Annotated in this window: 9 protein-coding genes; 7 read left to right on the forward strand and 2 right to left on the reverse strand. The window is 70.6% G+C overall.

Annotated elements, in window-relative coordinates:
• Positions 1–40: 40 nt before the first annotated feature.
• Together ACFW9O_RS20735 and ACFW9O_RS20740 are read left to right on the forward strand one after the other, a co-directional pair.
• Positions 41–961: an IclR family transcriptional regulator gene (locus ACFW9O_RS20735; RefSeq protein ID WP_384611166.1), complete on the forward strand. Its 921-nt coding sequence runs from the start codon at positions 41–43 to the stop codon at positions 959–961.
• Positions 958–2,118 (forward strand): serine hydrolase domain-containing protein, encoded by a 1,161-nt coding sequence (locus tag ACFW9O_RS20740; RefSeq protein ID WP_384611168.1) that lies wholly within the window; start codon positions 958–960, stop codon positions 2,116–2,118. Before ACFW9O_RS20735 ends, ACFW9O_RS20740 begins: the two co-directional genes overlap by 4 nt.
• Positions 2,119–2,184: 66 nt before the next feature.
• Here the strand turns inward: ACFW9O_RS20740 and ACFW9O_RS20745 are convergent, their stop codons facing one another.
• Positions 2,185–2,820 carry a TetR/AcrR family transcriptional regulator gene (locus ACFW9O_RS20745; RefSeq protein WP_384611169.1) on the reverse strand — a complete coding sequence of 212 codons (636 nt, stop codon included), beginning with the start codon at positions 2,818–2,820 and terminating at the stop codon, positions 2,185–2,187.
• 64 nt (positions 2,821–2,884) lie between these two features.
• Between ACFW9O_RS20745 and ACFW9O_RS20750 the strand changes: the two genes are divergently transcribed.
• From ACFW9O_RS20750 to ACFW9O_RS20765, 4 genes are all read left to right on the forward strand, one after another.
• Complete coding sequence (locus tag ACFW9O_RS20750) at positions 2,885–4,498, forward strand: FAD-binding oxidoreductase (protein ID WP_384611171.1); 1,614 nt, start codon at positions 2,885–2,887, stop codon at positions 4,496–4,498.
• 388 nt (positions 4,499–4,886) lie between these two features.
• Positions 4,887–5,396, forward strand: coding sequence for a peptidase inhibitor family I36 protein (locus ACFW9O_RS20755; RefSeq protein WP_384611173.1), 510 nt, complete (start codon positions 4,887–4,889; stop codon positions 5,394–5,396).
• A 45-nt stretch (positions 5,397–5,441) separates the two neighbouring features.
• Positions 5,442–6,374 (forward strand): hypothetical protein, encoded by a 933-nt coding sequence (locus ACFW9O_RS20760; protein ID WP_384611175.1) that lies wholly within the window; start codon positions 5,442–5,444, stop codon positions 6,372–6,374.
• A gap of 89 nt (positions 6,375–6,463) precedes the next feature.
• Positions 6,464–7,468, forward strand: a complete 1,005-nt coding sequence (locus tag ACFW9O_RS20765) for a helix-turn-helix domain-containing protein (protein ID WP_384611177.1) — start codon at positions 6,464–6,466, stop codon at positions 7,466–7,468.
• Between the two features lie 246 nt (positions 7,469–7,714).
• Here ACFW9O_RS20765 and ACFW9O_RS20770 read toward each other — a convergent pair whose 3' ends face one another.
• Complete coding sequence (locus ACFW9O_RS20770) at positions 7,715–8,116, reverse strand: hypothetical protein (protein ID WP_384611179.1); 402 nt, start codon at positions 8,114–8,116, stop codon at positions 7,715–7,717.
• Positions 8,117–8,592: 476 nt separating this feature from the next.
• Here ACFW9O_RS20770 and ACFW9O_RS20775 point away from each other — a divergent pair, with 476 nt between their 5' ends.
• Complete coding sequence (locus ACFW9O_RS20775) at positions 8,593–10,731, forward strand: DUF1996 domain-containing protein (protein WP_384611181.1); 2,139 nt, start codon at positions 8,593–8,595, stop codon at positions 10,729–10,731.
• Positions 10,732–10,755 lie beyond the last annotated feature (24 nt).

The raw sequence follows: 10,755 nt of genomic DNA on the forward strand, positions 1-10,755 counted from the left end.
GTTCCGGTGAATGGAATGCAGTTCGGGTAAGGTAGGCCACATGGGGAAACCGGTCAACAGTCGTTCGCAGAAGCAGCCCTCCGCAGGGGCGGCCGTCGCCGCCTCCGACGGCCCGGGGGCGAGTGCCTCGTCGCCCGCTCCCGGACCGGTGGACAAGGCCATGGAGGTTCTCGCTGCCCTCGCCCGGTCAGGGGCGCCGCACCGACTCGCGGACCTCGCCCGTCACACGGGACTCGCGAAACCCACCGTGCACCGCCTGCTGCGCGCCTTCGCCGCGACGGGTTACGCCGAACCCGACACGGGCGGCAGCTACCGTCCGGGGCCACGGCTCCTCGGACTCGCCGCGAGCCTCCTCGCCGACGACGCCGCGATGCGCCGGGTCGGCCCCGTCCTCGACGAACTCCGCACACGCACCGGCCTGTTCGCCTCCTACGTGGTGCGCGACGACCGTACGGTGATCCACCTGGACGTCCGTTCCCCCGTCCAGGGACTCGGCCTCGACCTGGGCCCGGGCTTCCGCGAACCGGTGACCGCGGGCGCGGCGGGCCTCGCCCTGCTCGCCGCCCTGCCGGCCGGGGAGAGGGACTCCCTGTCGACCGGCCCCGACGGCGTACCCGTCGATGACGCGGCCCTGGCCGCCGCGGCCCGCGACGGCTACGCCTTCGACGGCACCGACGCCTGGCTCGACCGGCGCGCGCTGGCCGCCCCGGTGCGCGACGCGACGGGCCGCGCGGTCGGCGCCCTCGTACTGACCGGCCTTGCCTTCACCCTCGACGACGCGGCCGCGCGGCTGTACGGGCCGATGGTGCGGTCCGCCGCGGCCGCGGTGTCGGCGAGCCTGACCGCACAGCCCGGCGTGCGGCTCGGACTGGCCGCGGACCCGGGGCGCCCCGCGAGCGGGGCGAGCGGCGGCAGCACGAGGAGTACGGGCGCAGCCGAGGGCGAGAGGGAGATGCGATGAAGGCCGAGCACCGGCAGAGGACATCGGCCACCACGGGGCGCGAGGTGGCCACCGGTGCGAGCGTCACGGGGTCCGACGTGCCCAACTCCGGGCGCCACGCGGCCGCCCGCCGCCGACTACTGGAGGACGGCCGGGAGCGCGGCCTCTACTCGGGCGCAACCTGGTCGCTGGGCGACGCGGCAGGCCCGTACGACCGGGGCTGGACCGGCACCCGCGCACTCGACGGGCCGGCTCTGGACGGCCATGACCTGTGGGACCTCGCGTCCGTGACCAAACCGATCGTCGGCCTGGTCGTCATGGCTCTCGTCGACCGCGGCGTCCTCGGCCTCGACGACACCGTGGGACAGCACCTCGCCCGCTACTCCGGCAGTCCGCACGCCGCCCGTACGGTCGCCCAACTCCTCGACCACACCGCGGGGCTGCCCGGCGGCGTCCCGCTCTACCGCGACCACCCCACCCGCGAGTCCCTGCTCGCGGCGCTGGGCCCACTGCCGCACAGCGCCGAACCCGGTACCCATGTCACCTACTCCTCCCAAGGGTTCATGCTGCTCGGCCTCATCGCCGAACAGGCCACCGGCCAGGGCCTGGACCAGTTGACGGCCGACCTCGTCAGTGCTCCCCTGGGTCTGACCGACACCCGTTTCCGGCCGGGCACCGCCGACCGCGCACGCGCCGTGGCAACCGAAGCCTGTCCCTGGCGCGGCCGGACCGTCGTCGGTGAGGTGCACGACGAGAACGCCGTCGTACTCGGCGGTGTCGCCGGGCACGCGGGCCTCTTCTCCACCCTCGCGGACCTGGAACGCCTCGCCCTCTGCCTGCTCGGCGGCGGCCGGCCGCTCCTGGAGCCCGACACCCTCACCCTGATGACGGCGCCCCGCACCGACCACCTCAACCTGCGCCGCGCGCTGGCCTGGCAGGGGCAGGACCCGGTCGGTTCGCCGGTGGGCGACACCTTCGGGCCGACCTCGTACGGCCACACGGGCTTCACCGGCACGAGCCTGTGGCTCGACCCGGAGGCCGGCCGCTACGCGATCCTGCTCACGAACCGCGTCCATTCCGGCCGCGAGGAGCGCGGGTTCGCGGCGCTGCGGCGGGACTTCCACACGATCGGATCCCTCCCGACCGGGCAGGTGCCCCCGGACGACGCTCACGGTTGAGCGCGTCAGGCCTCGGGTCTTTCCCGCGTCCGTTCAGGAGGCTCGACCGTGCGACGAGCCGTGCGGCTATGCGCCGGCAGACGGTCTCTGCGGGTGGAGCACCGCGAAGATGCGCTCGAAGCGTGCGGTCATCTCGTCGGCGCTCTGGTCGGGGTGGTGTCGCCACCAGGCGACGGCGGCGCTCACATTCCCGAACCAGAGGTGGGTGGCGAGGTCGGCGTCGAGCGGTTCGCCGGCCTCGGGGACGTCGAAGAACTCGGCCACGCCGACGGCTCCGATGCGGTTGAGTTCCCGCCGGTGGACGGCAGCCGCCGCATGGAGAGGACCGTCGGCCGGCAGGGTCACGTCGTAGACGAGTGCCCAGTCGTGCACGCGTGACTCCAGCGTCCGGAAGATGGCGTCCATGGTGCGCGCGGCACGCGTGATGTCGGACGGGCCCTCCTGTGCCGCGGCGACGGCCTCGACGAGACGGGAGCCGGCGTGCTCCAGGCAGGCCAGGTAGAGGCCGTCCTTGGAGCCGAAGTACTCGTAGACCATGGGCTTGCTGATCCCCGCCAGTGCCGCCACGACCGCGGTCGACCCGCGGGCGTAGCCCTTGGTACCGAACTCCCGGGCAGCCGCGTCCAGGATCAGCCGCTCCCTGTCGGCGCGGGGCATTCCCTTGGTCCCGACCGTGCGGGTGGCCTTCTCCTGCTTGCTCATGGTTCCACCCTATGCCAAGGTGACCGCCAGGTAACTTACCCTCCGTTCAGATCGGTGGTCGGCAGTGAGCGGCAAGACGCGTTCGTGGTGGGGATGGGGAAACGTCGAAGACGCGGTGACGGGTGCGGAGCGCGCGGACATCACCCGGCGTACGGCGGAGATGCTGCCCGGTGCCGACCTGACGGTGCACGAGGCGCCCCCGGTGGAGGCGTTCGGCGTGGGCCCCAGCCGGGTCCAGGCCCCGCCGGGGCTCGCGTCGATCGCCTCCGCCGACGTGCGCGACCGCCTCGCGCACAGCCACGGGCAGGCGTTCCGTGATGTCGTACGGGCGCTGTTGGGGCAACTGCCCCACGTGCCCGACCTTGTCGTGCGCCCGACCTCGGAGAACCAGGTCGTCCACGTACTGGACTGGTGCAGTGGCGCCGACATCGCAGTCGTCCCCTTCGGCGGCGGCTCCTCGGTGGTAGGAGGAGTCGAACCGAGGGTGGGGGACGACTACGCCGGGGTGGTCAGCCTGGATCTGGGAGCGATGGACCAGGTCCTGGAGGTCGACCGGACCAGCCGGGCAGCGCTCGTCCAGGCCGGCGTCCTCGGTCCGCACCTGGAGGACCAACTGCGGCCCAAGGGCTACACCCTGCGGTTCTTCCCCCAGTCCTTCGAGTTCTCCACCCTCGGCGGCTGGCTGGCCACGCGGGCGGGAGGCCATTTCGCCACGAACCTCACCCACATCGACGACCTGACCGAGTCGGTGCGGGTCGTCGCCCCCAGCGGCGTCATCGAATCCCGCCGGCTCCCGGGCTCGGGCGCGGGGCCGTCCCCCGACCGGATGTTCCTCGGCTCGGAGGGCTCGCTCGGCGTCATCACCCAGGCATGGGTCCGCCTCCAGGACCGGCCCCGGTGGCGCGCGGGGGCCACGGTGGGCTTCGCCGACCACGCCGCGGGAGTGCGCGCGGTGCGCGCCCTTTCCCAGTCGGGGCTGAACCCTGCCAACTGCCGCCTCCTGGACCCCGTGGAGGCGTTCATCAACGCCGGCGCGCCGACCGCTGTCCTCGTGCTCGGGTTCGAATCCGCCGACCACCCCGTGAACGCCTCGATGGAACGGGCACTGGAGCTGTGCCGGGACCACGGAGGCACCTTGACCGAGGAACCGCGCCGCACCGATTCCACCGACCGGGCCGCACGGACCGGAGCCGCCGAGACCTGGCGCAACTCCTTTGTCCGGATGCCCTACCAGCGGGACGCACTTGCCTCGCAGAGCATGATCGTGGAGACGTTCGAAACGGCCTGCACATGGGACCGGTTCGACGCCCTGCATGCGGCGGTCGACGCCGCGGCCCGGGACGCCATGCGGCAGGTCGGCGCGGAAGGTGTGGTGACCTGCCGGTTCACCCACGTCTACCCGGATGGTCCGGCACCGTACTTCGGGATCTACGCAGCCGGGACGTGGGGCAGGACCGTCGAGCAGTGGGACGAGATCAAGCAAGCCGTCTCCGAGGCGCTGATCAGCAGCGGCGGCACGATCACGCACCATCACGCGGTGGGCCGCGACCACCGCCCGTGGTACGACCGCCAGCGCCCCGACCTGTTCGCCGCGGCCCTCCAAGCCGGCAAGAAGGTCCTCGACCCGGCCGGGATCCTCAACCCCGGCGCGGTCATCGACCCCCTGCGCCCCCACTGACCGGGCGCCGGCCTTTCTGTACGGTCGCCGGCAGCCGGTGGCGCTCGTAGACGGTCTTCCACGGCCTGAACCGCTCGGGCGGGTCAGCGGCCACCACGTCCGTTGCCGTTCGTGGCGCCAGGTTCCCACCGTGTCTCTCCTCTCCGCTTACTGGGGGAGCGCGGCCCGTCCCGGCCGGTGCGCCTTCGGCCACGCGAAGACCCGACACGTCCCCATCCGGCGCGGACCACCGCAGCGTGCCGGGAACCACTTCGCGCCCCGAGCTCCTGAACGGCCCTTTGCACTGCGGACTTTGACGCCCGTCAAACAGCGTGGCGCACCGGTTGTCGGCATGGGCACTATGCGTTCGAAAGTCAGTCGGAATGTGGGGCAAGTGAAGGGAACGCACATGTCCAAGACCATTTCGCAGGTGCCGCTTCGGCGCCTGAGAACCTTGCTGATCGCTGTCGTCTCGGTGTTTGCCGTGATGCTGGCCGTACCGGTCGCCGGCGCCGCCGACAAGGACAAATCGGTCCAAGTTCGTCCGTCCGCCGCCGCGGCCGCTTCCGCCGGCGTGGGGACCCTGGCCGCCGCACCCGCAGGCTGTACCGCCGGCAATCTGTGCTTCTGGGTGAACGACAACTGGAACGACGGGCCCGGCCAGCTCTACGGAAACAACGCCGACTGGGGCGTGTACAGCCACTCGACGTGCTCGACGGGCACCTGGGAGGACTGCGCCTCCTCCCTGTACAACAACGGCAACAGCTGCGTCGCAAGCGTGTACTTCCTGGAGAACTACCAGACCCCCAAATTGAGCATCTCCCGGCAGAGCGGGTACAACTCCCTGTCGGCCGTCCCGCTGGGCTACGGCGTCGACGGGAACTGGAACGACAACATCCGTTCCAACAAATGGTGCTAGCTGGTCAGACAGCGAATCCACTCATCACGGGACGGTGGGCTCTTCATGCCGGTGCGATACGCAACCCTGACACGACCCGCGATCGTCGCCGCCGTGCTGTTCGGCCTCGTCGGCTGCGCCTCGGCGCAGCCGGCGGGTCGAGGCGACGCAACCGCGGCCGGCAAGCCGGCACTCGGCGCGGCCGCTGTCGCACTGCTCACCAAGGACGACCCCTACTACGCGGATCAGCAGATCCTCCAGGCGGCAGAGCTCAAGCTCAGCGACAGATGCATGAGGCAGCAGGGCTTCCGCGATCCGGCGGTCGATGCCCCGGCACAGATTGATCGTGACGAGGACTGGCACCCCGATCTTCAGCAGCGGCGCATCCGCGGCTACCAACTGGGCCAGGGGGAAGGCAAATCGGCATCGGAGGGGAGCGCAGACACCTATCTGCGGACGCTCTCGGAGCGGGAGCGGGAGCGATTCCACCGGGCGCTGGCCGGCGGGCCTACCGACCGGGCCCCCCTCACGCTCAGCAGCGGTCAGACCTTCACCTTTCCCACCGCCGGCTGCATCGCCGAGAGCCGCGGACAGCTCTACGGTTCGCCGACCGAGGCCGCTCGCATCGAGTTCATCCCGCAAGGTCACTACGTGGGCCTGTACTTCAAAGCCATTGAGGACACCCGCTACCACCGGGCCATCGAGGTGTGGGGCGGCTGCATGCGCGGTCGCGGCTACCCCTTCGCCACCCAGGCGCAGGCGCGTGCTCAGGCAGCGGCTGCCCACAAGTCCAGCAGTGCGACGGCGGCTGCGAAGCAGGAGATCGCCATCGCGGTCGCGGACGCGCAATGTGCCGGCACTGCCGGGCTCACCCAGACCGTCCAGGGGCTCCTGCGCGGCTACGCCAAGGGGCTGCCGGCCGCCAAGGCGAAGGAGCTGGAGGAGCTGGCTGCCATGCGCACCGAAGCTGTCCGACGGGCGGAGGATCTGGTCAACTGAGGTGCTGTCACGCAGCCGGCACGCCGCGCATCCGCTGAAGCACGTCGGGCGCGACCCGCCTCGGTCGCGAACCGCCTTGGGGGGACCACTTGCTCCGGATCCACTTCACCGACGCCGACCTCGCCAGAGTCACGGTCGCGACCAGGCCCGATCCCCTGTGGGAGATCACGGGCAGTCTCCATCGTCTGCAGACCCGCAACGGACGCTGGGCCTACGCCGACTGGCTTCGGGACTTCGGGCCCCGCATCCACGAGGCCGGTCTGTCCCGGGCGTTACGCACCGTACTGCTGCCGCTGTTCGTGCGGGCGGCGTACTTCCCGGACTTCCTCACTCCCGCAGCAGGGGCGGCCGGGCTGACACCGGGGCTGAAGGCCGTCCTGGACGCGCCCGCCAAGCACGTCGAAGGCGAGCTGGACCTGCTGACCCGGAGGGTGATCTCCACACCGCCCGGGCTGCGCCGGTTCGCGGAACGCGACCAGCGGGAAGACCTGGTCCAGTTGCTGCGCGAGTACTACGACGCTGTGATAGCACCACACAGCGACCGGATCCTCGCAGGTGTGACGACGGATCGGCTGATGCGCAGCCGTGCACTGCTGTCCGGGGGCGTCGCCGGGCTGCTGGGCAGCCTGACGCCCAGGATGCGCTGGCGGCCGCCGGTCCTGGAGGTGGACTATCCGGCCGAGGACCGTCACTTCCACCTCGACGGCCGTGGGCTGACCCTCGTGCCCTCCTACTTCTGCTGGAACTATCCGGTCGCCCTGGCGGATCCCTCGCTCCCCCCGGTGCTGATCTACCCGTTGAACCACGAGCCGGGTGCGACAACCAGCCGGGACTGTGAGGACAACCTTCCGCTGGCGGCCTTGATCGGCGGCACCCGCGCCGTGTTGCTGCGCATCGTGGCGAACGGAGCATCCAGCAGTGAGCTCGCGCGGCTCGCCGGGATTTCACCGGCGACCGTCACCTTCCATACCCGGGCGCTCCGGGACGCGAAGCTCATCAGCAGCCAACGGCACAGCAGCGTCGTTCTGCATGTCCTGACGCCGTTAGGGGCTGCCCTGCTCAGGGGGACGGTGCCGAGCGAGGAGCTGTCGTGAATGGGGAATAGGAACTTCTCGATAATGCGGCTGCTCTGAATTCAGTTGTTCCGATATCGCGCTGACGGCGACTCAGTCATTTCGGGGTTCGTTCAACTGCCGGAATCGAGAAGTGTGCGGCGTCTCAGGTGCATTCTCTTCTGGAGGCTCGTTTCCTGAGGCTCCTTTTTCGACGCCTGGAAAACCCCCGAAGGGCCTCGGCGCGCGGCGCGCCGGGGCCCTTCGGAAACTATCGAGTGCGTCGGATCAGTAAGCGACGCTCCCGTACTCGTAGCCGAGTTGGAACTCCACGTAGAACTTGGTGCCGTCCTTGACGTCGGTCGCGGCCAGCCCCCAGACGCCGCCCGAGATCCAGCGCCAGGCGTTACAGCTGGTGCCGCCGCTGCTGGGCAGGAAGCAGGTGCGCACGTTGTCGCCGTAGTAGGGCTTGACGTTGATGTCATTGCAGGTGGACGTGGTGGTGACCGAGCCGGACCCGGGCCACCGGTACGGTGCGGTGTAGGTGCTGGAGAACGACTTGGCGCCGCCCAGGCAGGACTGGACCGCGGTAGGTGCCGCGGTGGCCGTGGCAGTGGTTGCGGCTGTCAGCCCACCGGCCGTCAGGGCGACAGCCGCCAGAATTCCGAGAGTGCGTGAATGGTTGAACACTCTTTTCCCCTCCCCGCGCCGGAATGGACCGGCGCTTCGTCGACTATAAGGCCGGTGTGGACTTCTCGAATAGGGGTACGACGGAACTCTGCGCGGGGCGTCAGAAGGTATACGAATCAACGGAGTTGCGCTTGCCGCGTGATGTGGCATGTGTCGGCGTCGACCGGCTGATATTCCTCGCCGTCGTGCCGTCGGCGGTTCATGCCGTCGATGTGGTGGCTACCCAATGGCTTATCCGAAAGGCCGTCCGTAAATGATCTCCGGGGGTCTGTTTTCTGCCCGCCGGCCCTTCCGGCGAGGGAGGTCCTGGCGAGCCCACCCGCCGGAGGGCGCACAGACGAGTCCACCGCCCCGCGGGCCCCGTTGTTCCACCGGAGCTCTGAACACCTCACCGCTCTCCTACGTATGAGGGTGCGCACCCGGCTCACAGCCGGGGACGTTCACGTCCGACACGGCAGAGGCGCGAGGAGTTCTCGGTGAGCAGGTCCACACGGAAACGATCGAAGAGAGGCAGACGCACGGTCGCAGCCTCGGCCGCGCTCATCCTCGGCGGCGGCGGACTCATCGTTGTCAACACCTATGCCGCGGCCGGCGAGGGCCAAGGCGCCTGGCCCGGCGGGGACACAGCTACCCGGACCCAGGAGGCCGGTTTCCAGGCGGCCACAGTCAGCTGTCCCGAACTTGCCGAGACCCTCACCGAGGTGCCGGAGGCGGCAAGGGCGGAGGTCGACCGTGAACTCGCCTCGCTGGACTCCCGGATCACGGACGCCTACCGGCGGTTCGCCGACCGAAGGGAGCGGATCGAGAAGGATCCGCAGGTCCTCGAGAAGGAGGTCCTCGGCCCGCTGAGGAGTGAGCGCGCGGCAGGTATCCAGCGGATCGCCTCCGCTGTGGAGAAGGCCGGGGGGACATCTCCCGCCGGGCTCGACGGGCTGGCCGCGTGTTCCGTGAAGGCGGACGAGGCGGACGCGGGTGCCGACGCGGCCGGGACAGGCGGGGAGGGGGCCTCCGACGCTCCGGGCCAGGAGCAGTCCGGTGACAGCGGCGGGCAGACAGGGGACGGTGGCGGACAAGCCGAGGAAAGTGGCGGACAGGCCGGCAACGGCCCCGCAGCGTCCGACTTCGCCGACATCACCTCCGTCGAGCCGAAGGCGGCCCGGCCGGTCTTCGGCCCCGACGCCTCCCGGGGCACCTTCGTGACCGAGTGCGGAGTGAACGCGAACGGGAAGTTCAACCCTGACAACGTCATCGTGGCGCCCGGCGTGAGCAACGGCGCGCACCACATGCACGACTACGTCGGCAACCAGGCCAACGACGCCTTCGCGAGCGACGACGACCTCGCCGCCGGCGCGACGACCTGCCGCGACCAGGGTGACCGCTCCACGTACTACTGGCCCGTGCTGCGGCTGCAGGACGGGCAGGAGGAGAAGGACGCCAAGGCGGGTGGCGGTGGAGCCGACCTGAACGTCGGCAAGATCCTCACTCCGTCGCAGGTCACCCTGACGTTCGTCGGCAGCCCGGCCGGCCGGGTGACGGCCATGCCGCGCTTCCTGCGGATCATCACGGGAGACGCGAAGGCGTTCGTCAACGGTGACAAGAACGCGAACGCCTCATGGAGCTGCACCGGTTCGGAGGACCGGCAGCTGCGTGACAAGTACCCGATCTGCCCGGCAGGCAGCCAGGTCGTACGCACCTTCGAGTTCCAGAGCTGCTGGGACGGCCGGAACACGGACAGTGCGAACCACCGGACCCATGTGGCGTTCGCGGACGGCAACGGCGCCTGCCCGGAGGGGTTCCGGGCGATCCCGCAGCTGGTGCAGCGGATCGTCTACAACGTGCCGCCTCCGAACTTCGGCGGTGAGAGGCCCGTGGCCTTCGCGCTGGACTCGTTCCCCGAGCAGCTGCACAAGCCGGTGACGGACCACGGCGACTTCATCAACGTCTTCGACGAGACGCTTATGGCAGAGCTGGTCGGCTGCCTCAACGAGGGCCGGAAGTGCGGCGCCGGCGACGGCAACGGCGAGGGCGGGTCCGCCCCCGGTGCCGGCGATCCCGGCAACGACGAACCCGACCGGCCGGGCGGTGAGGACGGTCCGGAGCGGCCGGAGGGTGAGGAGGAGCCCGAGTCCGGCCCGCAGAAACCGCCGCCCGCCGACGCACCGGCAGCGCAGCCCACTGCCGAGGCGCCGGCAGCACAGCCCACCGCCGACAAACCGACCGTGCGGCCCACCGCCGACGGAGCGAAGGCCGATCAGCCCGGTCCGCCGAGGGGAAAGAGCACCGAGTCGCCCGCGCCTCCGTCCGACGAGGGCGTCGAGCCGTCCCCTGCACGAAGTGCCCCCGCCCGGGACGTGACACCTGAGGCGGCCCCTGGCACCGGAGAAAGGACCGCTGCCCCTGCGCCGAAGAGCGCGTCGAGCGCCCCGGCCACCGGTGGCGTGGTCCAGAACGCCGGCTCCGCGCCGCAGACGGGAGAGGGAACACCGTCCGGCAGGGGTGCACTGGCTTCCACCGGCGCCCAGTGGTGGCCCTCCGCCGCCGGAGCGGTCCTGCTCGTCGTCGGCGTCCTGCTCTTCCGGGCGCGGCCGCGACGGCAGGCCACGCGCGGTCGATGAGACCGGCGCCCCGCTCGTGCCTTC

This window comes from Streptomyces sp. NPDC059499 (assembly GCF_042749285.1).
Classification (GTDB): domain Bacteria; phylum Actinomycetota; class Actinomycetes; order Streptomycetales; family Streptomycetaceae; genus Streptomyces.

Coding starts and splice junctions, on each gene's coding strand:
- ACFW9O_RS20755 (WP_384611173.1), top strand. CDS start 4,887: ATGTCCAAGACCATTTCGCAGGTGCCGCTTCGGCGCCTGAGAACCTTG.
- ACFW9O_RS20760 (WP_384611175.1), top strand. CDS start 5,442: ATGCCGGTGCGATACGCAACCCTGACACGACCCGCGATCGTCGCCGCC.
- ACFW9O_RS20745 (WP_384611169.1), bottom strand. CDS start 2,820: ATGAGCAAGCAGGAGAAGGCCACCCGCACGGTCGGGACCAAGGGAATG.
- ACFW9O_RS20735 (WP_384611166.1), top strand. CDS start 41: ATGGGGAAACCGGTCAACAGTCGTTCGCAGAAGCAGCCCTCCGCAGGG.
- ACFW9O_RS20740 (WP_384611168.1), top strand. CDS start 958: ATGAAGGCCGAGCACCGGCAGAGGACATCGGCCACCACGGGGCGCGAG.